Below are 26,313 nucleotides of genomic sequence, written 5' to 3'. Positions count from 1 at the left end.
TCCTTAGATGGGGTGGACCACATCGAGGCGGCAGCCGGCCGAATACACCGTGGTCAGCCGCACGCCGTTGTGCGGCCACAGGGCCAGCTTGGTCCGCACGCGCGACAGATGGCTGTCGAGCGTGCGGGAACCGTCCGGCAGCGGACGGCGCCAGACCTCGTCGATCATGGTCTGGCGCAACACCAGCTGGCCCAGATGCCGGAACAGCAGGATCGCCAGATCGAACTCCTTCGGCGACAGCATGACGGGGGCGCCGGTCAGATACGCGCGCCGGTCGGTGGTCGAAAAGCGGTAGGCCCCGACCGACAGATCGAAGCAGCCTTCCCCCGGTTTCGAGCATGCGACGCGCCAGTGCCTGGACGCGCGCGGCCAGTTCGGCGCGCCGCACCGGCTTGGTGATGAACGCGTCGGCGCCTTCGGCTAGACCGCGGCACAGCTGGCACTCCTCGTCGGCATCGCCGAGCAACATCACTGGCAAGCGGCTGCCGAGCGTGCGCCGTACCCACAGCAGCACGTCCTGCGCGGCGATTCCCGGCACCTCCCAATCCAGCAGCAGCATGTCGAACGCTTCCTGGCGCAACGCCATCATCAGGGTCCGCCCCCTCCCGGAAGCGGATGCACCGATGGCCTTGCAGGCTGAGCGTTTGTTCCAGCACGACGGCTTGCGTGGGATCGTCCTGCAGCGCGGCGATTCTCATGGCGTCTGCTCTCCTCGCGTGTCGATTCGATTGCGCGCCGGTTGCGGTGGCGCCCGGGCGCGACTGGGAAGCCTGCCGGCAGGGCTGTCGCCGGCCACCGGCCGCGGATCGCGAGAGCGCATGCATTCGCCTTCGTGGTCGATTGCCGCTGGCACTGGCGCGGCGATTGCCATCCGCGCAGGCATCGTACGTTCAGACCCCGGTATGCCGAAAGTGAGATTTTGTTGAAACCTCAAATTGAGGCAATTCCCTATTTGTAAACGGCCGCGCGCCGTCTTAAATGCGGGGTGGTTCGATGCTCGATGGGAAGGGACCGGCCGCATAGGGGCCGGAGTTCGATCGCTCTACACCGTGAACGGAGTTTGCGCATGAAGATCGCATCGCTCGAAGACGAACCCGCGCAGGCCGCGTGGATCCAGCAAATCGTGACCGAGGCCGGCCATTGCTGCGTCAGCTTCGGACTGAGCCGGCAGCTGCTGCTGCGCTTGCGCGACGAGAGCTTCGATCTGTTGCTGCTCGATTGGCAGATGCCGGACATGAGCGGCAAGGAAGTTCTGCACTGGACCCGCGCCAATCTGGACCGGCGCGTGCCGGTGATGTTCCTGACCTGCCGCGGCGCCGAAGAGGATGTGGTCAGCGGCTTGTGCGCGGGGGCGGACGATTACATGGTCAAGCCGATCCGGCCGGGCGAACTGACCGCGCGCATCCAGTCGCTGCTGCGCCGTGTCGACAGCCATCGCGGCGGCACCGACGCGCGCGTCAGCCTGGGCGGCTATGTGTTCGACAGCGCCGCGCGCACCGTCACGCTTAACGGCAGCCCGGTCGAACTGACGCCGAAGGAATTCGACCTCGCGCTGCTGCTGTTTCGCAACGAGGGCCGCATCGTCGCGCGCAACTATATCGTTGCCGCGGTCTGGGGCAGGGAAATCTCCCCGTTGTCGCGCACCATCGATACCCATATGTCGCGCGTGCGCAGCAAGCTCGGTTTGCGCGCCGATCGCGGTTTCCGGCTGATTCCCGTCTATACGCACGGTTATCGGCTGGAGGCGGTGTCCTTGCCATGAGACTGCGCGACTGGTTTGCCCGTCTCGGCGCATGGCGCCGCCGCTGGGTCCGCAGCGCGGCGCGGCGGGGCGATCCGGTATGGCGCGCGGTGGTGCATGGCTTGGCGCACGACCTGCGCGTTCCGCCCACCGACATGCTGGCGCTCACCGGGCTGTATCGCGCCGGCGCATTGGCAGCACCCGCGTTCGCCGCGCAGGTCGTCGCGCACGCGCGCGAGGCGCTGACGCGGGTCGACGAACTGGGCTGCCTGATCGAGGAGGCCGTTCACCCGTATCGCCGCGAAGCGGTCGATCTGGCGGCACTGGTGGCGGGATGCGCCGATGCGGCATGGAGCGCGGCCGACGAGGCCGGCGTGGTCTTGCATTGCGAGGAGCTGCCGACCCTGACATGGGTAAATGGCGATGCCCGCATGCTGGAAATGGCGGTCACCCGGCTGCTGGCCCGCGCGATTCTCAATGCCTCGCCCGGCGCGGCGGTGCACCTGCGGATCGGCCTCTCGCGCCGCGTCTGCTGCGTCGAGATTGCGACAGCTGCCGCGTCGCCCAACGCAGCCGTCGCCGCGCTGTCGCGCAGTGCTCCGGCCGGAATGTTCGTGCGCCGTGTAATGCGATGCCACCGGGGCAAGCTGACGTTGCGCAAGGAGGGCGGGGCGGCGGTCTGGCGCCTGGGGCTGCCCCAAAGCAAGAAAGCACCCGAAGGTGCTTTCCTGCCTGTCGATCGGTAGAAGACGATGCCGATCAGAAGATGTGGCGGATACCCACGGCCACGCCGGTCTGGTTGCTCTTGCCCGGCAGTTCGGTGCGGGCACCGTCCTTGACCTTGTTGTAGTCGACCGTACCGTAGACCTGGGTACGCTTGGACAGCGCGTATTCGGCCAGCAGCACGCCGGTGTAGCGCTTGCCATCGTTGCCGGCAACGCCATCCTTGTTGTCGATGTCGTCGTAGTAGAACGCGCCGGTCAGGGCCAGCGCCGGGGTCAGCTGGTAGCTGGCGCCGACATAGCCGATCTTGTCCTTGCGCGGGTTGGCAGCGTGGTTGCCGCCCGCCGGGATCGGGTTGCCGGTGGTGGCTTGATCCGGGTTCAGGAAGCCGTTGTCGATGACGCCGGTGTGGTCCTTGCCGCCGATGTAGCCGACGAACAGCTTGGCTGCACCGATGGTGTACTTACCGGCGACGCCCCACATCTGCTGCTTGTTCTCGTTGATGTCGCGGATTTCCTGATACACGCCGCCGATGCCGAACGGGCCAAAGGCGTAGGAGGCGCGGGCACCCCAGTACTGGTTGGTGCGGACGCTGCCGGCTTGCTCGCCGAAGCCATAGCTCGCGCCAACGTTCAGGCCGGCGAACTTGCCGTCATAGCTGATGACGTTGTCGCGGCGCAGCTGGGTCAGGAAGAACGGCCAGGCGTTCTGGTTGTAGTTGCCGATCGTCAGCGGATCGTAGTCACCGAACAGGTTGAAGCCCTCGGTGTACTGGCGGCCCAGCTTGATGGTGCCGAAGTCGCCCGACAGGCCGACGTAAGCCTGGCGGCCGAACAGCGTGCCGGTGGCCTGGTTGCCGCGGCCGGTATCCGGATCGAAGCCGTTTTCCAGCTGGAAGATAGCCTTCAGGTTGTTGCCCAGGGCTTCGCTGCCCTTGATGCCCCAGCGGCTGTTGGTGATGGCGCCGTTGGTCAGTTCGACCAGGCCGTCATTGTCGGCGTTGGCGTTGGTGGTGTAGCGGATGCTCTGGTCGACGATCCCGTACAGCGTGACCGAGGTTTGCGCGTAGGCGCTGCCGGCGAACAGGGTGCCGAGTGCGAGAGTCAAGGCCGATTTCTTCATGGTGCTCCTTTTCTGTCTTGTGGTTCTGTCGCCGGATCGCGGCGGCATTTATTGGCTCTACGTTGTCGGTAGACGCCGCGAAAATTTATCAAAACGTAAAACCGTTCCGACACCAATCCTTGCTCCCGCGGCGCCGAATGGACGCGCCTGGTGCAATTCCGTTGTCAGGCCGCGACAGTTGCCCGCAATGGTGCATTGCGGCGTGCAAAGTCGCGCCGGCGAGGGCGTGGGGAAACCGAAAAGGGGGAGGGGCGGGGGAGGGCGGGGGGCGTCCGCGTCGGGACACCCCGCCAAGGGGGGAGGCGGGCGGACCGGGCGGTCCGCCGCCGGTGATCAGCTCTGCGGGATCTCGATCTTGACCTCGAGCACCTCGAGGTTGTCCTGGCGCTCCAGACTCACGCGCAGGTCCTGATCGCCGATCTTCACATACTTCGAAATCACGGCAACGAGTTCGCGCTGCAGTGCCGGCAGATAGTCGGCCGGCGCGGAATGGCCGGTGCGTTCATGGGCGAGGATGATCTGCAGCCGCTCCTTGGCGACCGACGCGGATTTCTTTTTCTCCCCCGAGCAGGAAGGACAGGATCGACATGGGGATGAGCCCTCCTTACTTGTTGCCGAACAGGCGCGACAGCAAGCCCGGCTTCTGATAATCGACGAAGCGCATCGGCTTTTCCTTGCCGAGGAAGCGGTCCACCACGTCGCCGTAGGCGTCGGCAACGTCCGTGCCCTCCAGATGGATGGCCGGCGTGCCCTGGTTCGAGGCGTGCAGCACGGCCTCGGACTCCGGAATCACGCCAATCAGCTTGATGCGCAGGATTTCCTGGATATCGGTCAGCGACAGCATCTCGCCGCCGTGCACGCGCTTCGGGTTGTAGCGCGTGATCAGCAGGTGTTCCTTGATCGGCTCGCCTTCGCTGGCGCGCTTGGTCTTGGACGACAGGATGCCCAGGATCCGGTCCGAGTCGCGCACCGACGAGACTTCCGGATTGGTGACGATCAGCGCCTCGTCGGCGAAGTACATCGCCATCAGCGCGCCGGTCTCGATGCCGGCCGGCGAATCGCAGACGATGTACTCGAAGTCCATGTCGATCAGGTTCTTGATCACCTTCTCGACGCCCTCGTGCGTCAGCGCTTCCTTGTCGCGGGTCTGCGAGGCCGGCAGGATGAACAGGTTCTCGCACTTCTTGTCCTTGATCAGCGCCTGGTGCAGATTGGCTTCGCCCTGCACCACGTTGATCAGGTCGTAGACCACCCGGCGCTCGCAACCCATGATCAGGTCGAGGTTGCGCAGGCCGACGTCGAAGTCGATCACGGCGGTCTTGTGGCCGCGCAGGGCCAGCCCGGCGGCGAAGCTCGCGCTGGTGGTGGTCTTGCCGACGCCTCCCTTGCCGGAGGTCACAACGATGATTTTTGCCATGGCTCTTGGTCCAGTAATAGGGTTGAAGCTTGCGCTGCGATGTTGCGGGACTCGGCCGGACTCACTTCATGCGAAGCGGCTCGAGAATCAGGGTTTCGTCGGCAAGCCGGACCTGCGCGGGTTTGCCCAGCACGTCGGGCGGCAGGCTCTGTTCGGCGGTCCGGTAGATGCCGGCGATCGAAATCAGTTCGGGCTCCAGGCAGGTGCAGAAAATGCGCGCGTCCGGATTGCCCTTGACCCCCGCCAGCGCACGGCCGCGCAGCGGGGCGTAAATATGGATATTGCCTTCGGCGATGACCTCGGCGCCGAAGCTGACCACGTCCATGATGACGACGTCGCCGTGCGCGTAGATCTGCTGGCCCGAGCGTAGCGGCCTGTCGATCAGCAGCGTCGTGGCGGCGCGCGGCGGCTCGGGCGCCGGGGCCGGGGCGGGAGCGGAGGCTTCGCTGGGGCCAGCGGCCGGCTCGGCCCCGCGCGCGGTGCCGGCACGTCCATTGCCGCGGCGGCTCTGGCTGTCCAGCATCGGCAGCCCGCAAGCCTGGGCCCAGTCGTGCTGCTCCTGGCGCGCCACCACGCCGATCGCGCGGGCCTTCAGCGTGGACAGCGTGTCGATCACCGCGCCCAGTTCCGGGCGCTGGCCGTCTTCCAGCGAGCGCAGGTCCAGCGCGATGACATCGTTCGAGAAGAAATCGGGGGTAGCTTCGAAGCGCGACAGCAGATCGTCTCGCAGCGCCGAGGTATCCGCAGTATGGAGCGCAAGAAGGAGGGCGTCGACGTTGCCACTACGCAGCTCGAAGTGTGGCGATTTCTTCTGGGACATAGCCGGGTAAGCGTGGAAATATCGCATTCTAACTGCCTCTCCCCGGCGAACTGTAACAATTGTCGATCAGGTGACCTGCACGGCGCGACGTTTCGCTGCGCGAGGCGGCAGGCAGGGACAGGATCGCCGCAAGGTCGACCTTCGTTCTTCGCCGGCGCCGCCGCTTGTTACGATTGCGCATCCTGACCGAGGAGCATTCATGGGTGCGATCGTCAATTGCGTGGCCTACCGCGGCGGCAAGCGGCTGGGCGAGGTCTCGCTGGAGGACATCAGCGAGGTACTGAAGACGCCGGACACCTTCGTCTGGCTGGGCCTGTACGAACCGGACCTGGCGCTGCTGCGCCAGGCGCAGCTCGAATTCGGCCTGCACGACCTGGCGGTCGAGGACGCGCTGAACGCCCATCAGCGCCCCAAGCTCGAGGCCTACGGCGACAGCGTCTTCATCGTGCTCAATACCGCCCAGCTGGTCGGCGACAGCGTCGAGATCGGCGAGACGCACCTGTTCGTCGGCCCCAACTACGTGGTGTCGGTCCGCCACGGGGCCAGCAGCACCTACGCCCCCGTGCGCGATCGCTGCGCGCACGAGCCGCACGCGCTCGCCAATGGGCCTGGCTACGTTCTGTACGCGCTGATGGATTTCGTGGTCGATCACTACATGCCGATCGTCAACGGGCTCGAGGACACCTTCGAGCAGCTCGAACAGGGCCTGTTCCGCGACCAGTTCGACCGCGCCGCGATCGAGCGGCTGTACCACATCAAGCGGCAGGTGCTGCGGCTGCGCAATGCGGTCTATCCGATCGAGGAGATGTGCGGGCAATTGATCCGCCTGCACGAGGAACTGGTGCCCAGGGATCTGCGGGCCTATTTCCGTGACGTCGAGGACCACGCCAGCCGGCTGCTGCGAACGCTCGACGTCGTGCGCGAAATGCTGACGACCGCGGTGCAGGTGAACCTGGCGCTGGTCACGGTGGGACAGAACGAGGTGGTCAAGCGACTCGCGGGCTGGGGTGCCATTCTCGCGATCCCGACCGTGGTGTTCAGCCTGTACGGCATGAACTTCGAATTCATGCCGGAACTGAAACTGCCGTTCGCCTATCCGGCCGTGATCGCCGGCACCGCGCTGGCCTGCACGGCGCTCTGGCGCAAGCTGCATCGGGCGGGGTGGGTTTGATCCAAGCCGCAGTTATGCAGTGCTGCCCGCTCAGGTCGAACGTTTCACCCGCTTTGGATACTGCTGGCGAGAGTGCATGACACGAAGCATCTGTATCTCTGCGTTGACGAGCCGATAAACCACATAGTAGTTCGGATGGATAACCAGCTCCCGGGTGCCACTGACACGGCCGCGTCGATATAGATACGGACGATCCGGCAGGGCAGCCGTCATCCGGTCAATGTCCTCGTATAGCCAATATGCTGCCTGGGCATTGTGCTCGGCGATATGGGACAGGATGGTATCGAGGTCCGCAAGCGCGGAATCGAGCCAATGAACCCGAGGCATTGCCTGGCTTCTACTGGTAATCGTGACAGGGAAGGGGCGGGCCGTTACTGGGGCTTGTCGGACCTGGCGGCACCCATCTTGAGCAGGCGGGTGCGGATGTGCGCCATTGCTTCCCGGTGCGGAATGAAGGTGGCGTCGGGCGAATCGGCCGTACGAATGGCGGCTTCAACCTCGGTCCGGAACCAGCGGTCATATTCCGCTGCTTCTTCGGCACTCTTGAATTCGGGCTGGAGGGGAGAACTTGCGTCGCTCATGCGGGGCAGTATAAAGCCGCCGAGTCGTGCAGTTGTACTTGAATTCATATCGTGGCTGTACATGGCTGGGTGGGGTACCCAGGTACTCCAAAAAAACCGGCCACCACCCCCGGTGCCGGGGCGCGACGTTGCGATGGTGGTGGCCGGGTCCGCGCAAGCTGCCCGTGTGGTGAACAACGGAAGGGCATGTTACGAGCGCGGCGCTCGATCGTTTGCGGGAACGGCCCGTTGCTTTTGCATTCGGCGCGCGGAGGCGCACGCGTCACGCAAAAACTGCGCGGTTTGCACAATCGCGATGGCAGCGACACTGGGCAGGGCAGAGAACAGACGGCGAAAAGACGGCAAACGAGCGGCAAACAAGGCGCAAACAGGCTTGGAACAAGCGGGGAACAAGGGACAACAAGCGGGGGAGCGTGCGTGAGCGCGCGGCGCCAGGCGTCGGAATGCAATTTGCATCCTCGTCCGAATCCATCTTTGGGAGGAGCGACGATGAACGATCCGCACGATCTGTCCGCGGTCTCCCCCACATCAGGGGCTACGGAAATTGCCGCTCGCCTGGACGCCGTGGCGCACCGGACGCTGGACCTCGACGGCATGCGCATCTTCTACCGCGAAGCCGGCCCGAAGGACGCCCCCGCGGTGCTGCTGCCGCACGGCTACCCGTGCTCGTCCTATCAATACCGCCGCCTGCTGCCGGCGCTGGCCGACCGCTGGCACGCGGTGGCGCCGGATTTTCCGGGGTTCGGCTACAGCGATACGCCGGACTTCGGGCAGTTCGGCTATGACTTCGACGCCTACGCGGCCTTCCTGCAGCGCTTCGCCGACGCCCTCGGGCTGCAGCGGTACGCGCTCTACCTGCACGACTACGGCTCGCAGATCGGCCTGCGGCTCGCGATCCGGGCGCCCGAGCGGATCGGCGCGCTGATCGTGCAGAACGGCGACATCTACGAGGACGCGCTCGGGCCCAAGTACGAGACGATCCGGCGCTATTGGGACGACCCGTCGCCGGCGAATCGCGCGCCGCTGGAGGCGGCCGCCAGCGAGCATGGCTTTCGCGACGAGTTCATCGGCGAAATCCGGCCCGAACTCGTGCCGCGCGTGCCGCCGGATCTATGGACGCTGCACTGGCGGCTGATGGACACACCGGTCCGGCGCGAAGTGGCCGTGCGGCTGATGGAGGGGCTGAAGGCGAATCTCGACTGGTTCCCGCGCTACCAGGCCTATCTGCGCGAGCACCAGCCGGCCACGCTGATCCTGTGGGGACCGCACGACGGCTATATGCCCGAGGCGGCGGGCCGTGCCTATCTGCGCGACCTGCCGCGTGCGGAACTGCATATGACCGACGGCGGGCACTGGCTGCTGGAGACGCATTTCGCGCAGGTATGTCCGTTGATCCGGGACTTCCTCGCGCGCGTCTGGAACGCAGCGTAGCGGCGTGCGTTCCGGCAAGCTGGCAAGCGGATGCCCTCTCCCGGTGGCCGCAGAGGGCAGGAGAGAGGGAAAGCAGAGAAGGAAGCGGCCGCATGAAGCCAATGACATCGGCGAACCAGCCGCCGCTCCCGGCCCCCCCTATTCCTCCTGGAACGCCTCCTCCCGCTTGGCCTTGACCGCGGGCAGCGCCACCACCGCCACCAGCGCGGCGGCCGCCACCAGCAGGCCCAGCGACAGCGGACGCTCGATGAACACATGGAAGTCGCCCCGCGAGAGCAGCAGCGTGCGGCGGAAGTTCTCTTCCATCATCGGCCCCAGCACGAAGCCGAGCAGCAGCGGCGCGGGCTCGCAGCGCAGCTTCATGAAGATGTAGCCGATCATCCCGCATGCCGCCGCGACGAACACGTCGAACACCGTGTTGTTGACGGAGTAGACGCCGATGCAGCAGAACGTCAGGATCGCCGGATACAGGAAGCGATACGGCACCTTCAGCAGCTTGACCCAGATGCCGATCAGCGGCAGGTTCAGGATCACCAGCGTCAGGTTGCCGATCCACATCGAAGCGATCAGGCCCCAGAACAGCGAGGGGTTGCTGGTCATCACCTGCGGGCCGGGCTGGATATTGTGGATCGTCATCGCGCCGACCATCAGCGCCATCACCGCATTGGAGGGAATGCCCAGCGTCAGCAGCGGAATGAACGAGGTCTGCGCGGCCGCGTTGTTGGCCGATTCCGGTCCGGCCACGCCTTCGATCGCGCCCTTGCCGAATTCGTGCGGATGCTTCGAGGTCTTCTTCTCGAGCGAGTACGCCGCGAACGAGGACAGCGACGCGCCGCCGCCAGGCAGCACGCCCAGCGCCGAGCCGAGCGCGGTGCCGCGCAGCACGGCCGGAATCATGCGCTTGAAGTCTTCCCTGGTCGGGAACAGGTTGGTCACGCGGTCGGTAAAGGTCTCGCGCGACTCCCTCTGCTCCAGATTGACGATGATCTCGGCAAAGCCGAACAGGCCCATCGCCAGCCCGGTGATGTTGATGCCGTCGGTCAGTTCCGGCACGTCGAACGAGAAGCGCGCCACGCCCGAATTGACGTCGGTGCCGATCAGGCCGATCAGCAGGCCGAGCACGATCATCGCCACGGCCTTGACCAGCGAGCCCGAGGCCAGCACCACGGCGCCGATCAGGCCCAGCACCATCAGCGAGAAATACTCGGCGGGACCGAACTTGAAGGCCAGCTCCGACAGCGGCGTCGCGAACGCGGCCAGGATCAGCGTGGCGACGCTGCCGGCAAAGAAGGACCCCAGGCCGGCGGTCGCCAGCGCCACGCCCGCGCGGCCCTTGCGGGCCATCTGGTAGCCGTCCAGCGTGGTCACCACCGACGACGACTCGCCGGGCAGGTTGACCAGGATGGCGGTGGTCGAGCCGCCGTACTGCGCGCCGTAGTAGATGCCCGCCAGCATGATCAGCGCCGCGACCGGCGGCAGCGTGTAGGTGATCGGCAGCAGCATCGCGATGGTCGCCAGCGGCCCCAGGCCCGGCAGCACGCCGATCAGCGTCCCCAACACGCAGCCCAGCAGCGCATAGGCCAGGTTCTGCAGCGACAGCGCGGTCGAGAATCCCAGCGCCAGATGGTTGAGCAATTCCATAGCGTGGGCCTCCTCAAGCCGACAGGAAAGCCGGCCACACCGGCATTTGCAGATTGATGCCGTAGACGAAGGCAACCAGGCTGATGACTACCAGCACCGCGGCATTGAGCAGCGCGCCGCGCCAGGTGAATTCGTGGCTGGCCATCGACGCGATCAGCACCAGCAGGATCACCGACAGCACCATGCCGAGCGGCTTGAGCACCAGGCCGAACAGCACCACCGAGCCGAGCACCCACAGCACGGTGCGCAGGTCCCAGCGTGCGAGCCGGTCGGACTCGCCCTTTGGCGACATGGCGCCGATCGCCACGATCGCGCCGAGCAGCGCCAGCACGATGCCGAGCCAGAACGGAAAGTAGCCGGGACCCATGCGCGCCGCGGTACCCATGGTGTAGCCGCGCGCGACCAGCGAAAAGCCCAGGCCGACGGTGATGAACATCAGTCCGGAGAAGAAATCGGTTTGTTTGCGTATTCGCATGATGGCGCCCGCAGGATTCGAAACGGTGAACGGAACAGCCATCCCCGCCTGTCTTGGCGCAGGCTTGTCGCGATGGCACTCGGGAATGTCGCGGCGCGCGGGCGCGTATGCCGGCGCGGCGACGGCAGGCGACCCTCGTCGTGGCAAGGGCGGCTGCAGGTCAGGGCTGGCGGAAGTCCCGATGACGGACCGGGACCAGCGCCCTCACGACGGTGCGGAACCGTCGATGGCTACGAAAGATACATCATGGTGTGATGTATTTGAACGCAAACAAGGGTAATTCCCGAGAAATTCACCGTGCTGATGCCGGGGCAGGTGCGGGGGCGTGCATGCGGGTTTGGCCCGATTGCATCGGGCATTGGCGGCGCGATCCACGCGATCCAACAGGTCGGCCAGGCGCGGCGGCGCGAGCCGTCCCTGGCCGACGTGGTCCGCGTTGTTGGCGCCGTTGCCGCCGCCGTTGCTGCCGCCGTCGTTGCTGCTGCCGCTGCTTATGCGCCGCGGCCGGCGCTGTCGCCGCTCGCCGAAGCGGGCGTATCGCCGATGGCGAAGTCGGCCATGTGTTCGAGCGCGCGGACCAGCCCGGAGTGGTCCCAGGCCTCGCCGCCGAGCGCCTCGCAGACATTGAACAGCTGCTGGCACGACGCGGTGCCGGGCAGGCTCAGGCCGAGCTTGCGGGCGGTGGACAGCGCGAGGTTCAGGTCCTTCTGATGCAGCGCGATCCGAAAGCCCGGATCGAAGGTGCGGCGGATCATCCGTTCGCCATGCACCTCCAGGATGCGCGAACTGGCAAAGCCGCCCATCAGCGCCTGGCGCACGCGCGCCGGGTCGGCGCCTGCCTTCGCCGCCAGCACCAGCGCCTCGCCGACCGCCTCGATCGTCAGCGCGACGATGACCTGGTTCGCGACCTTGGCGATCTGCCCGTCGCCGACGCCGCCGACCAGCGTGATGTTCCTGCCCATCAGCTGCAGCAGCGGCAGCACGCGATCGAACGCGGCCTGCTTGCCGCCCGCCATGATCGACAGCGTGCCGGCCTTGGCGCCGACCTCGCCGCCCGATACCGGCGCATCGACATAGTCGCAGCCGAGCGCTTCGATGCGGCCGGCGAACTCGCGCGTCTCGATCGGCGAGATCGAACTCATGTCGACCACCACCTTGCCGCCGGACAAGCCCGCCGCGACGCCGTCGTCGCCGAACAGCACGCGTTCGACGTCGGGCGTGTCCGGCAGCATCAGGATGACGATCTCCGCCTGCCGCGCCACCTCGGCCGCGTTCGCACAGGATTTCGCACCGGCATCGAGCAGCGCCTGCGGTGGGCCGCTGCGGCTATGGACGTACAGCGTATGTCCGCCTTCGAGTAGATGCTGGGCCATCGGGGCGCCCATCACGCCCAGGCCGATGAATCCGATATTGCTCATCTGTCTGCCTCATCGATCGATCGGGAACCGCCGGCTCCGCCCAGCATGGCGCGCTGGCGCGGCCGGCACCAGTGCCAGCATACGCCCTGTCGACGACACCCCGGGGCGATACCCCGGGCGATACCCCTGAGCGATGCCGCCGGCCGATGCAGCCGGACGATGCACCGAGGCCAAGGCGCGGTGGCATCGCCTGCAGGCGCTCAAGCCGAACGCATCGCGAGCCGCGACAGCGGTCCCGGCGCTTCGCCGCGCCTGGCCTGCACCTGCGCCGCGGCATCGTCCAGTTGCGCCAGCGTGCCGCCATCGATCGGGATGCCGCCTGCGCGCGCATGCTGGCGTTCCCGTTCCGGATCGCCGGGCATGCGGATCGCGTCGTGTCCCGGCTGCAAGGACGACGACTTCAGCCAGTCGACGAACGCTTCCAGCTCGGCGCCGAAACTGGTGCTGCCCGCGAGCCGCTCGGGATCGAACACGATCGCCAGCATGTTGTTCCAGATCGCATGCGGATGCGTCAGCGTCTCGGGGCGGACCGTATGGCCGCCGGTCACCGCCGCGCCCAGCAGCTCGCACATCACCGCGAGCGCATAACCCTTGTGCTCGGCGAAGGGCCGCAGCGCGCCCTGCGGCTCGCCGTTCTGCGGGTACATCACCGAGGCCAGCTCGGTCGCGGCGCCGTCGGCATCGAGCAGGCAGCCGGCCGGCACCGCTACGCCCTTGTTGTGGGCGACGCGGACCTTGCCCAGCGCGATCGCGCTGGTGGCGAAGTCCATCACCAGCGGCGGCTTGCCGGCGACCGGCACGCCGATCGTGAACGGATTGGTGCCATAGCGCGCCTGATAGCCGCCATGCGGCGCGACGATCGGCTTGGACAGCACGTTGACGAAGTGGATCGAGATCATGCCGGCGGCGCACGCCTGTTCCGCCCAATGGCCGACCCGTCCCAGATGGTGCGACTGGCGCAGCCCCATCACCGCAACGCCGTGCTCCCGGGCCCGCGCGATGGCGAGCGCCATGGCTTCCTCGGCCACCGCCGGTCCCATGCCGCGGTTGCCGTCCAGGCTCAGCATGCTGCCGGTGTCCTGCAGCACGCTGACGCGCCGGTTCAGCTGCAGCTGGTCGCCGAGCCAGGACTGCACGTACTTCGGGATCATGCCGACGCCGTGCGAATCGTGGCCGGTCAGGTTCGCCATCACCAGATGGTCGGCGGTCAGCTGCGCCTCGCGCTGATCGGAGCCGGCGGCGCGCCACAGGTCGACGACCCATCGATGCAGGGAGGCAGGGGCAATGTGATGTTCGGTCATGGGTTCCAGATGCGATGTGGGTGAAGAGAGCCGTGGGCTCCCGCGCGATTTCAGCGGTCAATGATGGGGGTATCCGGACGTGGCATGCCAACCGGTCCGTCATTCGGACTCGAGGTTGGCTGTCTTGTCGTGCTGGTCAACAATGGCGTGTGTGGCATGACCCCGATGCATCGGGAAGCGCGCTCCGGGCCGCGTCAGCGGCACGCCATCGCCCGGCGCAGGCCACCTTGGAAGATCGATGGACTGACAGGCCGCGGATAGACGACCGATGCACGACCGATACACGACCGACACGACCGATACACGACCGATACGAGGAAAGCCCGATGACCAACGCATCTTCTGAAGTTCGCGCGCGCTATCACGCGGCCGCGCTGCGCGATATGGCAGTCGCCTTGCTGACGCGCGCCGGCATGCCGATCGATCGCGCCGGCGACGTCGCCGACGTCCTGGTCGAGGGCGACCTGATGGGCCACGACACGCATGGCCTGCAACTGCTGCCGGTCTATCTGGCCGAGATCGAGAGCGGCAGCATGCGGGTGGCCGAGGACTACGACGTGATTTCCGAGCGCGCGGCCGTCGCCACCTGGGACGGCAAGCGCTTGCCCGGGCCGTGGCTGACGCTGCGCGCGCTCGATGTCGCGATCGAGAAGGCGAAGGGGTACGGCACCGGCACCGTCACCATCCGCCGCAGCCACCATATCGCCGCGCTGGCGGCCTATCTGGAGCGCGCGACCTCGCAGGGGCTGATGATGCTGCTGTACTCGTCGGCGCCGGCGGCGATGATGGTCGCGCCCTTCGGCGGCACACGCCCGCTGTTCTCGCCGAGCCCGATGGCGGCCGGCATCCCGACGCCGCGCGGCCCCGCGCTGATCGATGTCTCCACGTCGATCACCACGGTCGGTCTGACCACGCGCCTCTATCGCGAGGGCAAGCGCCTGCCGCACGCTTGGCTGATCGACGAGAATGGCGAGCCCAGCGACGACCCCGCCGTCCTGCAGGCGCCGCACAAGGGCTCGATCCTGCCGCTCGGCGGCCTGGACGTCGGCCACAAGGGCTACGCGCTGTCGCTGATGGTCGAGGCGCTGACCGCGGGCCTGGCCGGACACGGCCGCGACGATCCCGGGCAGCGCTGGGGCAATACGGTCTTCCTGCAGATCCTCGACCCGAAGGCATTCGCCGGGGGAGGACGCGTTCGAACACCAGATGGGATGGATCGCCGATGCCTGCGCGCAGAACCCGCCGCGGCCGGGCGTCGAACAGGTCCGGCTGCCGGGCTGGGCCGCACTCGACAGAAAGGCCAGGCAACTGGAGGAAGGCGTCGCGCTGAACCCGAGCATCGTGCCGCAGCTGGAGCCGTGGCTGCGGAAGCTCGGCACCAGCATGCCGGACCGGATGGGCTGAGCCCGGCCGCTCGGTTGTCGGGCTCGGTCGTCGGACTCAGTTATCCGGGATCAACCGTTTGCCCAGGGTGACGGTGGCATCGGCGGCATAGCCGAGCGCGCGATAGAAGTCGAGCACGGCTTCGTTGCCGGCGCGGACCTGCAGGTTCAGCTTCGGGCAGCCGCGTTCGATCAGCAGCCTCTCGGCCTCGGCCATCAGCTCGCGGCCATGCCCGCGCCCCCTGGAAATCGCCATGCACGGCGAGGTAATAGATCCAGCCGCGATGGCCGTCATAGCCGACCATGGCGGTCGCCATCAGCCTGCCGTCCACTTCGCCCACGAGGAACAGCTCCGGCTGTTCGGCGAGCTTGCGCGCGATGTCCCGGTGCGGATCGTTCCATGGACGTGTGAGGCCGCAGTGCTTCCACAGGGATACCACTTCGGCTTCGTCGGACTCGCGGTAGGTGCGTATTTGCATGGGCGTTCAGCGGTTGCGGGAAACGCCCAGTGTAGCGTTCCCTTTGCCCGCTTGCGCCCGGCCGCCAATCACGGCAATCACGCCAACCACGGCAACCATCTATCGCTGCTTGATCAGCAGGCTCTGCTGCGCCACGCCGATCGCGCCGGCTTCGTCGTACAGCGTCGAGGTGGTCAGCCCGATACCGCTCGGCTGCGCGACCGTGACGGAATCCACGCCGACCCATTCCCCCTTGCGGTTGCCGGTGCAGCGAGACGGTCAGGTCCGCGTTCGCGAACACGAAGCGGTCGAGCGGCACTGCCCAGCTGATGCCGTTGCCAAAGTCCGCGGCGGCCACCGCACGGGCGCTGGGCGGCGTGGGCCAGCCGTCGATCAGCGGCACCGCCAAGCGGAACCACGCGGCGGCGGGGCCGGGCGCGGCGACGCTGCCGGCCGCCACGCGGCTCTCCATCGCCGTGTAGTGAAACGAAGTCTGCTCGACCATGCCCGGGATGCGGATCGGCTCGCTGCACTGGTCCGGCAGCGGCAACGGGCATGCGGCGGCGGCCGGGCTCAGGTCGACCGCCCGTTCGCGCATGAACACCGCGACGCCGCGCACGACCGGCTTGTCCTCATGCATCAGGCTCAGGGCCACGCGCCGCACCGAGCCGCCTGGCTGGACCTCGTGCGTGGCCTGCAGCGGCGCGATTGGTACGGGCCGCAGCAATTCCAGCGTCAGCCGCACCATCGACCATCCCGGCTCGTCGGCCATTGCGCGCTCGGCAATCGCGGCCAGCAGGCCGGCCGGCGCGCCGCCGTGCTGCGCATCCGGGCTCCACGGCCCGCGCGCCAGCGCCGTCGGCAGGATGCGGTTGCCGACATAGGCGAACACGCTGTGCGGATCCAGCTCATTCTGCGACGCCACAGGCCACCTCCCGGATCGGTACGGTTTCCACCGCGAACTGGCGCGCCCATTCGCGGAACTTCATCACCGGCCCATCGCCCCGCGCGAGGCTCGGGCGAGGACGGTGCGCCTTGTGGTTCCAGATCGGCACGTCCTGGCTGACCTGCCGGATCGCCTCGTTGACGAGCTCCAGGCTCATGTCGGGCGCCTCGATCCCCGACAGCCGCGCCATCAGGCTGAAGCGCAATTCCACCTCGTTTGCTTCGCGCGGCGTGATCGCATCGACGAACAGGATCTCGGCCAGATCGCCGATCCGGAAGCGCACCGTGGCCAGATACGGCCCGTACAGCGTGGTCTGGATGTAGCCGCGCTGCACGCCGCGCGGCGTCTTGAACTGGTGGACGATATTGACGTCGAGCACCGGGCCGCGCGGCTCGAAGCGGTCGACCACCGCCAGGCTTTCCACGCCATGCAGGTAGTGGAAATGCGTGCTGTCGACGATGTTCTCCTGGATCTCCTGCCAGACCGTCTGCACCTGCCAGGCGTGGCGGTGATAGCGCGACCATTCGCCGTGGCCGTATTCCGGCAGCCGCGGGAATTCGTAGGTCGGCGCCCGGTCCTGCGGATGCCACCAGGCCAGGATCAGGCCATTGCATTCGACGGTCGGCCAACGGCGCATGCCGCGCGATTGCAGCGCGGCGTCGGGGCTGTACGGAATGCGCGTGCATTCGCCGCGGCCGTCGTAGCGCCAGCCATGGAAAGGGCACTGGATCTCGTTGCCGACGACGCGGCCGCCATGGCCGAGATGCGCGCCGAGGTGGCGGCAGTAGGCGTCCATCAGATGGGCCGTGCCATCGTGATCGCGCCACAGCACGAATTCCTGCCCGAAGGCCCGCACCGGACGCACATCGCCGCGCTTGAGCGCATCGCCGTACTCGACCTGGAACCACCCGAACGCATAGGGGCGAAGCGGCAGCCTGTCCATGGCGCGTCTCCTTTCCGTCGAATTTTTTCCGAGTCTACAACCAGAAACTCAACCTTGCACGAAGAAATGAAAGCATAGATACTTCTTCCATGCCCTACCGTCGAACCCCCAAAGTCGAAGCCCGCCTGGCGGAAACCCGCGAGCGCATCATCAAGGCCGCGCTCAAGCTGGTCGCGCGTGGCGGCTACGCCGCCGCCAACATTCCGGCCATCGCCGCCGAGGTCGATATCTCGGCCGGCCTGATCTATCGCTACTTCGCCACCAAGGCGGATCTGTTCAACGAGGTGTTCAAGCGGGCCGCGCAGACCGAGATCGACGCCTGCGCGGCCGCGTTCGATACCGAAGGCACCGTGCGCGAGCGGCTGGCCCGGGTGGTCGAGACCTTTGCGCGGCGTGCCCTGCGCGGTCGCCAGCTGGCCTGGGCGCTGCTGGCCGAGCCGGTCGATCCGCCAATCGACGTGGCGCGGATGCAGTTCCGCGAGCCCTACCGCGCGATCTTCGCCAGGCTGGTCCAGCAGGGCATCGAGGCGGGCGAGATCGCGCCGCAGCATCCGCACCTGGTCGGCACCGCCATCGTCGGCGCCATTGCCGAAACGCTGGTGGGCCCGCTCAGCGCGCCGCACCCGGACGAGGAGGACGCCGACCTGGTAGCCAGCCTCGTCGCCTTCTGCGTGCAATCCCCTTGGACCGCAGCCCACCGCTGCCAACCCGTCAAGGAGAAGACGGCATGAGTGACTTCCATCAGGCCGCGCCGAAGCCCGGCAACCGCTTTCGTACCGATCCGACGCTGCGGCTGACGCTGGAGCGGCTGCTTCCCGCGGAAGTGTTCGCCGAGGCCAGCCCTTCGCTGGACCGGCTCGGCGAGCGCGCGGTCGCCGAACTGCTGCCGCTCGCCGAGCAGGCCGAACGCAATCCGCCGCAGCACATTCCCTACGACCCCTGGGGACGGCGCGTCGACGAGCTGCGCGTCGATCCCGCATGGCTGCGGCTGGTACAGATTGGCCAGGAGGAAGGGCTGGTCGCCTTGCCCTATGAAACGCCCTACGGCGAGCATTCGCGTGTGGTGCAGGCCGGGCTGGTCAACCTGTACGACCCCGCCTGCGCGGTGGCCGACTGCCCGCTGGTGATGACCGACGGTGCCGCGCGGCTGCTGCTGCAGCACGATCCGCAACTCGCGCAGCGCTATGTGCCGAAGCTGACCGCCCGGCACCACGCCTGGACCTCGGGCCAATGGATGACCGAGAAGGAGGGCGGCTCGGACGTGGGCCGCAGCTCGACCACGGCACGCCGATCGAGCGACGGCAGGTGGTTGTTGAACGGCACCAAGTGGTTCACCTCGGCCACCACCGGGCAGATGGCCCTGGCGCTGGCGCGGCCCGAGGGCGCGCAGGACGGCAGCCGCGGCCTGTCGCTGTTCCTGGTCGAATTGCGCCGCCCGGACGGCAGCTGGAACGGCATCGAAGTCCGGCGGCTGAAGGACAAGCTCGGCACGCGCGCGCTGCCCACTGCCGAGCTGGATCTGAAGGACACCATCGCGGTGCCGGTCGGCGAGATCGGACAGGGCGTCGGCAAGATGGCGGGCCTGCTCAATATCGCGCGGCTGTGGGCCTCGTGGGGCGGCCCGGCCGGGGTTGGCCATCTGCTCGATCTGGCGCGCGACTACGCGGGCAAGCGCGAGGTCTTCGGCAAGCCGCTGGCGCAGCAGCCGATGCATCGCGCCTGGCTGGCGCGCATCGCCGCCGAATACGAGGCGATGCTCGCGCTCAACTTCCAGACCGCGGCGCTGATCGGTGCGGCCGAACACGGGGCCGACGGCACGCTGTCGCGCCTGATGGCGCCGCTGACCAAGCTGGCCTGCGCACGGCAGGCGGTCTGGGCCGGCAGCGAGCTGCTCGAGAGCTTCGGCGGCGCTGGCTATATCGAGGACACCGGCCTGCCGCGGCTGTTCCGCAATCTGCATGTGCACTGCATCTGGGAGGGCACGACCTCCGTGCTGGCGCACGACGTGCTGCGCGCGCTGCGCGCCTCCGAACATGGCGAGGCCTGGATCGAGGACGTGGTGCGGCGGCTGCGCGGGCTGTCGCTCGATGCGACGCGCGGCCTGCGCCAGCGCATCGAGAACGCACTGGACACGCTGATTCCGATGATCAACGCCCCGGAAGAGGCGCAAGGCCGGCGCCTGGCATGGGGCATGGCGCGCACGTACCAGGCCGTGCTGCTGGCCGAGGCCGCCGAATGGCGCCTGCGGATCAAGCGCGATGCGGCTGGCTTGGCCGCGGCCGAACTGTTCTGCGCCGACGGACTGGTGCCGGCGACGGTGTCGCCGACGGGGGCGGCAACCGGCGGCAGCGAGATCGCCGCCGCGGTCGATGCGCTGGCGATGGGAACGGCGCAACCGCACGCCTGAAGGCGTCGGCTCGAATGGAATCACCGGGGAGGAAGCAGCAAGCCAGACGGTAGACGACGGTAGACAAAACGGCCGAACCAGGAACGGCCCCAAGGAGGAGACACCATGTGGACGATCAATGAGGCGCTGGACAGCGTCGCCCGGCAGCGCAGCTCGGATATCGCCATCGTCGATGGCGCGCAGCGTATCCGCTACGACGAGCTGCGACGGCGCGTCAAGCACACCGCCGCGTGGCTGCAGGCGCAAGGCATCGGCAAGGGCGACAAGGTCGCGCTGCACGGCCGCAATTCGGCCGCATGGGTGATCGCCTACTACGCGATCCTCGATATCGGTGCCGTGGCCGTACCGGTCAATCACAAGCTCGCCGCGCCCGAAACCGCCTATATCCTCGAACACAGCGAAAGCCGGCTGTGGCTGGTCGATGCCGATCTGCATCGGCAGCTGGACGGCGCGCCGCCGGGGTTTGCCCTGTCCGCAGCCGGCAATGACGCGGGGCTGCCGGTCATCGCCCCGGAAGGCGAGCAGCACGCCTATCGCCCGGTCGACGTCGCTGCCGACGATCTCGCCGAGCTGCTGTACACCTCGGGCACCACCGGCAGGCCGAAGGGCTGCATGCACTCGCATGCGAACGTGATTCTCGCCGGCACCGGATCGAGCCTGGTCTACGGCCTTGGTCCCGCCGATCGCGTCCTGCTGGCGATGCCGATCTGGCACAGCTTTCCGCTGAACAACCTGCTGGTCGGCAGCCTGTTCGTCGGCGCCACCGTGGTGCTGCTGCCCGAATATCATCCCGTGCGGTTTCTCGAGACGGTGCAGCAGGAGCGATGCACGCTGTTCTTCGGCGCGCCGATCGCCTACCTGATGGCGATGAAGATGGGGCCGGATTTCGCCAGCTACGACCTGTCGAGCGTGCGCGCCTGGCTGTACGGCGGCGGCCCGATCGATGCCGGCACCGAGCGCGTGCTCGCCGAACGCTACCGCTCCGAGCGCTTCTATCAGGTCTTCGGCATGACCGAGACGGGCCCCACCGGTACCGCGCTGTTGCCCGAGGAACAGGTGATCAAGGCGGGCTCGATCGGTCGCCACGCCGTCAGCGGCTGCACCATCAAGGTCATGCGCGACGAACAGCACGAGGCCGTCCCGGGCGAGGTCGGCGAAATCTGGATGCGCTGCCAGTCGATGATGCAGGGCTACTACCGCGATCCCGCCGCCACCGCGGCAGCATTTCACGATGGCTGGTATCGCACCGGCGACCTGGTGCGGATCGACGAGGACGGCTATCTGTTCATCGTCGACCGCGTCAAGGACATGATCGTCACCGGCGGCGAGAACGTCTATTCGAAGGAGGTCGAGGACGTGCTGGCGGGCCATCCGGCGATTTCGGAAGTGGCGGTGGTCGGCATGCCGCATCCGGAGTGGGGCGAGAGCGTGGCGGCCGTGGTGGTAACGAAGGCCGATGCCAGCGTCGATGTCGAGGACATCCAGGCCTACTGCGCCGAACGGCTGGCGAAGTACAAGGTGCCGCGGCAGGTGCGCGTCGTCGAGGCGATGCCGCGCACGCCCACGGGCAAGGTGATGAAGTACCAGTTGCGCGAGGGGCTGCGGACGGCTTGATCCAGCGGTTACAGGGGGGAGCGGGTGAAGTCGGGCGGTCTGTCGGTGCCTGCGGCAGTGCTTGCCGTGGTGCGTGCGGCAGTGCTTGCTGTGGCGCGTGCAGCGAGGCACCGCATGGCACCGCGGACCGTCCCGCGCTTCATTCGGTTTATCCTTGTGCCTTCCCCTGACTCGACGGATTACCGCAATGACCCGACTCCCCCGGCTTCGCTTCCTTCGCTTCCTTTGCTTCCCTCGCCTCGCTGGTCACCCTCGGCGCGCTGGCCTTCGCCGCCCATGCCGCCGAACCGGCCCAGACCCTGCCTTCCGGCGTGTCGATCCAGCACCTGACCAAGGGCAACGGCGCCTCGCCCAAGGCCACCGATACCGTCAAGGTGCATTACCGCGGCACGCTGACCGACGGCACCGAATTCGACAGCTCGTACAAGCGTGGGCAGCCGATCTCGTTCCCGCTCAATCGCGTGATCCCGTGCTGGACCGAGGGCGTGCAGAAGATGCAGGTCGGCGGCAAGGCCAGGCTGGTATGCCCGGGCAGCACCGCCTATGGCTCGCGCGGCGTGCCGGGGACGATCCCGCCGAACGCGACGCTGAATTTCGAGGTGGAGCTGCTCGGCATCGGCGGCTGAGCGCGCCATTCCGGCTACGTGTCCTGCTACGTCATTCGCTCCGTCGCGCGCTACTTGGTGCTGATCGACCGCCGCGCGGCATCGCACTCCTCGCAGCCAACGTGAGGCGGATGCAGGAAGACCAGCGGATCGCGAGCCAATTCCGGTAGCACGATATCGACGATGTCCCGCGCCCGCATCAGCCGGGCGCCGGCATTGCCAACGGGGCCTTCACGCTGAAGGTCCTTTTCGTTGAGCCAGCCGTCCACCAGGCCGAAGCGCTCGCAGCAGTGATCGTTCTCGAGATAGTCGACGCGAACCGGCTTGCCGTCTCGCAGCACGGTGCAGTGATGCGGCACGCCGTAAGGCACGCCGGCCATCAGTTCGGCCAGATGGATCGTGGTGTTGGCATCATGGCCCACGCCAAGCAGCAGCACCTGTCCATCGAGCTCGTGCACGCGGCCGACCGGGCTGGTCGGAATATGTGGCGGCAACGGCAAGGGATCCGCGGTGATTCGATGCGCCTGCGGTCCCGCCGCCGCGAAGGCAAACGGGTGGTGGCTGCGAACCACGTCGGGCAGTCGCCAGAAGGCATCGGCGACCGCGCCAAGGTCCGCCGATGCCGGCGTGGTGGCCGGGTCGAAGGGCGCGTCGTCGTCATCGCCCCACGACGGCATCACCAGCGTGCCGGCGGGGCCGACCGCTTCGCGCAGCGCCTCGATCAATCCTTGTGGGCCCCCCTTGCACGGGCCTGATCGAGCGGAACGACGCGTGGACCAGCAGCACGGCGCCGGGTGGCACGCCGAGCGCGCGCAACTGGGTCACCAACTCGGCCCGTTGCCACGCGCGGGGGTCATCGGGATGCCGCATATTTTTGCCCCCATTCGGCGACCGGCCCCAACGCCCGATTCAATGCCCGTCCGGCCGGCGTCAGCGAGTATTCCACACGCGGCGGTACCTCGTGAAACACCTCGCGCCGCACGATGCCGTCCGCCTCCATCTCGCGCAATTGCTGGATCAGCATCTTCTCGGTGATGCCTTCGAGCAGTCGGCGAAGCTCTCCGGTCCGCAAGGGCTTGGCATGCAGCTCGTACAGGATCAGCGCCTTCCATTTGCCGCCGATCACTTCGAAAGCAGGGCCGATGCCGCAGTTATAAGGCTGGCTGCGTTTCATTCGATTTATCTCCAATGCTTACCAATTGGATAGTACCTGTCATTTTAGTGCGTACTTGACCACCAAAACCGTACATTCGCATACTGCACCAACGCTTACACGAATGGAGTGCGCAGATGAAAACGGTAGCCGTGATCGGCCTCGGCCAGATGGGAACGAAACTCGCCAGCCTGCTGTTGCAGGCGGGCATGGACGTGCATGTGTGGAACCGCACGCCGGACAAGGCCGCGTCGTTGGCAAGCCATGGCGCCATCGTCGCCGATACGGCCGCGCAGGCAGCCGCCGCAGCCGAAGCCGTCGTCATCTGTGTGCACGACTACGCGGCCACGCACGCCATCCTCTCGGCAGACGGATTCAATGCGGCGATGAAGGGCAAGCTGGTGGTGCAGCTGACCACCGGAAGCCCGCAGGATGCGAGGGAACTGGCGGCTGTGGCGCATGAGCTGGGCGCCGCCTACCTGGACGGCGCCATCCAGGTCGCCCCCCGAGCAGATGGGCCAGCCCGATACGACCATCCTCGTTTCCGGAAGCCGTGCGGCACATGCCGATGCGCGCGATCTGCTCGCGGCGCTCGGCGGCAATATCGTCTACCTCGGCGAAGACGCTGCCGCCGCGGCCACCATGGATCTGGCGACGCTGTCGTACGTCTATGGTGCCTCGATGGGCTTCTTCCAGGGCGCCGCGCTGGCGCAGGCAGAGGGGCTCGACGTCGGCGTCTATGGCGGTATCGTGGAGGCGATGTCTCCCTCGTTCGGCGCGTTCCTGCGTCACGAGGGCAACGTGATCGAGAAGGGCGATTTCGCGATCTCGCAGAGCCCCTTGTCGATCTCGGTCGATGCCACCCGGCGCATCGAAGAGGCGATGCGCCGGCAGGGGCTACGCAGCGAACTGCCCGCGCTGATTGCGCAGCTGCTGCGCGACGCGGAAGACGCGGGATATGGAAACGAGGAGTTCGCGGCCGTGACCAAGCTCCTGAAAAGCGCGACGGCACCGACGCCCGTCCTTTGAAGCGGCCACGTCAGCATAGCCCGGCGGAATGGCGCCTGCCGGCCCGATGGCCGTCGGACACTGTGAAATCCGCGCCGTCCCGTTGGCAGTGGCCGCACGCGGCGATACCATTGCCTTCGCCAGTCCGGATAGGGAATCGAATCGATGGGGGCGGGATTCGGTTCGCTGCGCCGTGGTTTTCCAGGCGCGCAAGATGACCGGCATCGCCGTTGTCGAGCTGAAGAGTTCAACGTGATCGAACACATCGTCATCGTCGGCTTTGGCTGTATCGGACAGGCCGTGCTGCCGCTGCTGCAGCGAACCTGGCCACGGGCGGCGATCACCGTGGTGGACCGCTCGCTGGACGACCGCCGTCGCCAGATCGTCGCGGCGCACCGTCTCCACGCGGTGGAGGCTGGCATTGCCGCGGACAATTTCGCGCCGGTGCTTGGCCCGCTGCTGCGCCCGGGGACCTTTCTGCTGAGCCTGGCGCCCTCGGTCTGCAGCCGCGACCTGATCGCGCTGGCGCAGGACCGCGGTGCCTTCTACATCGACGCCGGCATCGAGCCCTGGGACTATGCCGGCGACACGCCCGCCTCGCAGCTGAGCAACTACGCGCTGCGCGAACGGATGCTGGCATTCGCCCGCGGCCGCGAGAGGCTGCCGACGGCGCTGGTGGCGCATGGCGCCAACCCGGGCATGGTCTCGGTGCTGGTCAAGGCGGCCTTGATGGAGCTGGCGGGCCATGCCGGGCTGGAGGCGGTCGAACCGCGGCATCGCGCGGGCTGGGCCGCGCTCGCACGCCGTCTCGATCTACGCGTCATCCAGATCAGCGAATACGATAGCCAGCAAGCGCCCGGCTTCCCGCGCGAGGGCGAATTCGCCAACACCTGGTCCGCGCAGGGCTTCATTACCGAATGCCTGCAGGACGCGGAACTCGGATGGGGCACGCATGAACCCGCGCTGCCTCCCGGCGGCTACCGGCACAGCGACGGCTGCGGTGCCGCGATCGCGATGCATCGGCCCGGACATCGGACACGCGTTCGCTCGTGGTCGCCGGCGCACGGGCCGTTCGACGCCTACCTGATCACGCACAACGAATCGATCTCGATCGCGGCCTACCTTACCGACGATGGCGCCCAGGGCGCCGGTGCCGCCGGTGCCGCCGGTGCCGCCGATGCAGCCGATGCAGCCGATGCAGCCGATGCAGCCGATGCAGCCGATGCAGCCGATGCAGCCGATGCAGCCGATGCAGCCGATGCAGCCGATGCAGCCGATGCAGCCGATGCAGCCGATGCAGCCGATGCGGCCGATGCAGCCGATGCAGCCGATGCAGCCGATGCAGCCGATGCAGCCGATGCAGCCGGCCAGCCGCCGTATCGTCCCACGGTCTACTACGCCTACCGCCCCACCGACGCCACGCTCGCCTCGATGCCATGGCTCGACGAGCGCGCCGCCAGCCGGGTCCGCGGCGCACGCATCCTGCGCGACGAAATTGTCAGCGGCGAGGACGAACTCGGCGTGCTGCTGCTCAGCGGCCGCCACGGCGGCATCTGGTACGGCTCGCACCTCGGCATCGAGCGCGCGCGCGCTGGCGCCGTACAACTCGGCGACCAGCCTGCAGGTCGCCTCCAGTCTGGTGGCCGGAATGCGATGGGTGCTGGCGAACCCGCGGCGCGGCGTGGTGGAGTCCGAAGCGGTGGACTTCCGTTCCGTGCTCGCCGACGCAGCGCCCTGGTGGGCGCCGCTGGGCGGGCATGTCACCGATTGGCAGCCGAAGCCGGGGGCGAGGTCCCTGGTGATCGCCGACTTCCTGCTGGACTTGCCGACGACATGGCGTTGTTGAGGCACTGCTTTATGCAATACACGGAATGACACCATTGGCGCCACGTACCCGCTCCGTCCATTGGTGAAACCTGCGGAAACCGGCGTTATTGACGCCGATCATTCCGCGCA

At 67.3% G+C, this 26,313-nt stretch carries 23 protein-coding genes and 6 pseudogenes; 12 read left to right on the top strand and 17 right to left on the bottom strand.

Translation table 11 applies throughout. The features are described from left to right. Window positions 1–3 precede the first annotated feature (3 nt). Both OJJOAM_RS09050 and OJJOAM_RS09045 read right to left on the bottom strand, forming a co-directional pair. Window positions 4–243, bottom strand: a complete 240-nt coding sequence (locus tag OJJOAM_RS09050; RefSeq protein ID WP_422647761.1) for a winged helix-turn-helix domain-containing protein — start codon at window positions 241–243, stop codon at window positions 4–6. Between the two features lie 172 nt (window positions 244–415). Continuing rightward, window positions 416–559: pseudogene (locus tag OJJOAM_RS09045) on the bottom strand (DNA-binding response regulator); the annotation flags it as partial. 507 nt (window positions 560–1,066) lie between these two features. On the opposite strand from OJJOAM_RS09045, the gene OJJOAM_RS09040 reads away from it, so the two are divergent. Together OJJOAM_RS09040 and OJJOAM_RS09035 are read left to right on the top strand one after the other, a co-directional pair. Then, a complete protein-coding gene (locus OJJOAM_RS09040) occupies window positions 1,067–1,762 on the top strand; it encodes a response regulator transcription factor (RefSeq protein WP_422647760.1) in 696 nt (231 codons plus the stop codon). Next, the gene (locus tag OJJOAM_RS09035) at window positions 1,759–2,487 is read left to right on the top strand and encodes a hypothetical protein (protein WP_422647759.1); all 729 of its coding nucleotides are present in this window, start codon (window positions 1,759–1,761) and stop codon (window positions 2,485–2,487) included. Before OJJOAM_RS09040 ends, OJJOAM_RS09035 begins: the two co-directional genes overlap by 4 nt. A gap of 13 nt (window positions 2,488–2,500) precedes the next feature. Here the strand turns inward: OJJOAM_RS09035 and OJJOAM_RS09030 are convergent, their stop codons facing one another. The 4 genes and pseudogenes from OJJOAM_RS09030 to minC all read right to left on the bottom strand — a co-directional run bounded on the left by OJJOAM_RS09030 (window position 2,501) and on the right by minC (window position 5,823). After that, window positions 2,501–3,586, bottom strand: a complete 1,086-nt coding sequence (locus tag OJJOAM_RS09030; RefSeq protein ID WP_422647758.1) for a porin — start codon at window positions 3,584–3,586, stop codon at window positions 2,501–2,503. Window positions 3,587–3,919: 333 nt separating this feature from the next. Further along, a pseudogene (minE, locus tag OJJOAM_RS09025) lies at window positions 3,920–4,175 on the bottom strand (cell division topological specificity factor MinE). Window positions 4,176–4,190: 15 nt separating this feature from the next. Further along, complete coding sequence (gene minD, locus OJJOAM_RS09020; RefSeq protein WP_174106089.1) at window positions 4,191–5,003, bottom strand: septum site-determining protein MinD; 813 nt, start codon at window positions 5,001–5,003, stop codon at window positions 4,191–4,193. Between the two features lie 61 nt (window positions 5,004–5,064). Continuing rightward, a complete protein-coding gene (gene minC, locus OJJOAM_RS09015; protein ID WP_422647757.1) occupies window positions 5,065–5,823 on the bottom strand; it encodes a septum site-determining protein MinC in 759 nt (252 codons plus the stop codon). Window positions 5,824–6,022: 199 nt separating this feature from the next. Between minC and OJJOAM_RS09010 the strand changes: the two genes are divergently transcribed. After that, a complete protein-coding gene (locus OJJOAM_RS09010) occupies window positions 6,023–6,994 on the top strand; it encodes a magnesium and cobalt transport protein CorA (protein WP_422647756.1) in 972 nt (323 codons plus the stop codon). Between the two features lie 30 nt (window positions 6,995–7,024). Here the strand turns inward: OJJOAM_RS09010 and OJJOAM_RS09005 are convergent, their stop codons facing one another. Next, window positions 7,025–7,321 (bottom strand): type II toxin-antitoxin system RelE/ParE family toxin, encoded by a 297-nt coding sequence (locus OJJOAM_RS09005; protein WP_422647755.1) that lies wholly within the window; start codon window positions 7,319–7,321, stop codon window positions 7,025–7,027. Between the two features lie 44 nt (window positions 7,322–7,365). Beyond that, window positions 7,366–7,575, bottom strand: a complete 210-nt coding sequence (locus OJJOAM_RS09000) for a hypothetical protein (RefSeq protein ID WP_422647754.1) — start codon at window positions 7,573–7,575, stop codon at window positions 7,366–7,368. 594 nt (window positions 7,576–8,169) lie between these two features. Between OJJOAM_RS09000 and OJJOAM_RS08995 the strand changes: the two genes are divergently transcribed. Next, window positions 8,170–9,006, top strand: a complete 837-nt coding sequence (locus OJJOAM_RS08995) for an alpha/beta fold hydrolase (RefSeq protein WP_422649546.1) — start codon at window positions 8,170–8,172, stop codon at window positions 9,004–9,006. A gap of 138 nt (window positions 9,007–9,144) precedes the next feature. On the opposite strand, the gene OJJOAM_RS08990 is transcribed toward OJJOAM_RS08995, so the two are convergent. From OJJOAM_RS08990 to OJJOAM_RS08975, 4 genes are all read right to left on the bottom strand, one after another. Further along, entirely contained in the window at window positions 9,145–10,647 is a 1,503-nt protein-coding gene (locus OJJOAM_RS08990; RefSeq protein WP_422647753.1) for a tripartite tricarboxylate transporter permease, read from the bottom strand. A 13-nt stretch (window positions 10,648–10,660) separates the two neighbouring features. Next, window positions 10,661–11,122, bottom strand: a complete 462-nt coding sequence (locus tag OJJOAM_RS08985; RefSeq protein ID WP_422647752.1) for a tripartite tricarboxylate transporter TctB family protein — start codon at window positions 11,120–11,122, stop codon at window positions 10,661–10,663. Window positions 11,123–11,613: 491 nt separating this feature from the next. Beyond that, window positions 11,614–12,540, bottom strand: a complete 927-nt coding sequence (locus OJJOAM_RS08980) for a 2-hydroxy-3-oxopropionate reductase (RefSeq protein ID WP_422647751.1) — start codon at window positions 12,538–12,540, stop codon at window positions 11,614–11,616. Window positions 12,541–12,740: 200 nt separating this feature from the next. Beyond that, window positions 12,741–13,841, bottom strand: a complete 1,101-nt coding sequence (locus tag OJJOAM_RS08975; RefSeq protein WP_422647750.1) for a malate/lactate/ureidoglycolate dehydrogenase — start codon at window positions 13,839–13,841, stop codon at window positions 12,741–12,743. 326 nt (window positions 13,842–14,167) lie between these two features. On the opposite strand from OJJOAM_RS08975, the gene OJJOAM_RS08970 reads away from it, so the two are divergent. Further along, window positions 14,168–15,316: an Ldh family oxidoreductase gene (locus OJJOAM_RS08970; protein WP_422647749.1), complete on the top strand. Its 1,149-nt coding sequence runs from the start codon at window positions 14,168–14,170 to the stop codon at window positions 15,314–15,316. Here the strand turns inward: OJJOAM_RS08970 and OJJOAM_RS08965 are convergent. The 3 genes and pseudogenes from OJJOAM_RS08965 to OJJOAM_RS08955 form a co-directional block, all read right to left on the bottom strand. Beyond that, a pseudogene (locus OJJOAM_RS08965) lies at window positions 15,282–15,702 on the bottom strand (GNAT family acetyltransferase). The gene OJJOAM_RS08970 and the pseudogene OJJOAM_RS08965 sit on opposite strands and share 35 nt — an antisense overlap. A gap of 289 nt (window positions 15,703–15,991) precedes the next feature. Continuing rightward, window positions 15,992–16,573 (bottom strand): annotated as a pseudogene (locus OJJOAM_RS08960) (acyl-CoA thioesterase domain-containing protein); the annotation flags it as partial. Between the two features lie 16 nt (window positions 16,574–16,589). Then, window positions 16,590–17,570, bottom strand: a complete 981-nt coding sequence (locus tag OJJOAM_RS08955; RefSeq protein WP_422647748.1) for a Rieske 2Fe-2S domain-containing protein — start codon at window positions 17,568–17,570, stop codon at window positions 16,590–16,592. Between the two features lie 89 nt (window positions 17,571–17,659). On the opposite strand from OJJOAM_RS08955, the gene OJJOAM_RS08950 reads away from it, so the two are divergent. The 4 genes from OJJOAM_RS08950 to OJJOAM_RS08935 all read left to right on the top strand — a co-directional run bounded on the left by OJJOAM_RS08950 (window position 17,660) and on the right by OJJOAM_RS08935 (window position 22,217). Beyond that, on the top strand, window positions 17,660–18,301 hold the full coding sequence (locus tag OJJOAM_RS08950) for a TetR/AcrR family transcriptional regulator (protein WP_422647747.1): 642 nt from the start codon (window positions 17,660–17,662) through the stop codon (window positions 18,299–18,301). Beyond that, window positions 18,298–19,977 carry an acyl-CoA dehydrogenase family protein gene (locus OJJOAM_RS08945; protein ID WP_422647746.1) on the top strand — a complete coding sequence of 560 codons (1,680 nt, stop codon included), beginning with the start codon at window positions 18,298–18,300 and terminating at the stop codon, window positions 19,975–19,977. The genes OJJOAM_RS08950 and OJJOAM_RS08945 overlap by 4 nt, the downstream gene beginning before the upstream one ends. Window positions 19,978–20,082: 105 nt before the next feature. Next, on the top strand, window positions 20,083–21,591 hold the full coding sequence (locus OJJOAM_RS08940) for a class I adenylate-forming enzyme family protein (RefSeq protein ID WP_422647745.1): 1,509 nt from the start codon (window positions 20,083–20,085) through the stop codon (window positions 21,589–21,591). 242 nt (window positions 21,592–21,833) lie between these two features. Beyond that, a complete protein-coding gene (locus tag OJJOAM_RS08935) occupies window positions 21,834–22,217 on the top strand; it encodes an FKBP-type peptidyl-prolyl cis-trans isomerase (RefSeq protein WP_422649545.1) in 384 nt (127 codons plus the stop codon). Window positions 22,218–22,267: 50 nt separating this feature from the next. Here OJJOAM_RS08935 and aac(3)-IVb read toward each other — a convergent pair. Next, window positions 22,268–23,066 (bottom strand): annotated as a pseudogene (gene aac(3)-IVb / locus OJJOAM_RS08930) (aminoglycoside N-acetyltransferase AAC(3)-IVb). After that, window positions 23,050–23,370, bottom strand: a complete 321-nt coding sequence (locus tag OJJOAM_RS08925; protein WP_422647744.1) for a winged helix-turn-helix transcriptional regulator — start codon at window positions 23,368–23,370, stop codon at window positions 23,050–23,052. The pseudogene aac(3)-IVb and the gene OJJOAM_RS08925 overlap by 17 nt, the downstream one beginning before the upstream one ends. Window positions 23,371–23,486: 116 nt before the next feature. On the opposite strand from OJJOAM_RS08925, the pseudogene OJJOAM_RS08920 reads away from it, so the two are divergent. From OJJOAM_RS08920 to OJJOAM_RS08910, 3 genes and pseudogenes are all read left to right on the top strand, one after another. Then, window positions 23,487–23,792: pseudogene (locus tag OJJOAM_RS08920) on the top strand (NAD(P)-binding domain-containing protein); the annotation flags it as partial. Between the two features lie 70 nt (window positions 23,793–23,862). Continuing rightward, a complete protein-coding gene (locus tag OJJOAM_RS08915; protein WP_422647743.1) occupies window positions 23,863–24,378 on the top strand; it encodes a hypothetical protein in 516 nt (171 codons plus the stop codon). A gap of 231 nt (window positions 24,379–24,609) precedes the next feature. Further along, window positions 24,610–26,232 (top strand): saccharopine dehydrogenase NADP-binding domain-containing protein, encoded by a 1,623-nt coding sequence (locus OJJOAM_RS08910; protein WP_422647742.1) that lies wholly within the window; start codon window positions 24,610–24,612, stop codon window positions 26,230–26,232. The last annotated feature ends 81 nt before the right edge of the window (window positions 26,233–26,313 follow it).

Source organism: Cupriavidus sp. H18C1 (genome assembly GCF_049311595.1).
GTDB classification, from domain to species: Bacteria; Pseudomonadota; Gammaproteobacteria; order Burkholderiales; family Burkholderiaceae; genus Cupriavidus; species Cupriavidus cauae.
This window is presented reverse-complemented; position numbering and strand designations above follow the sequence as displayed.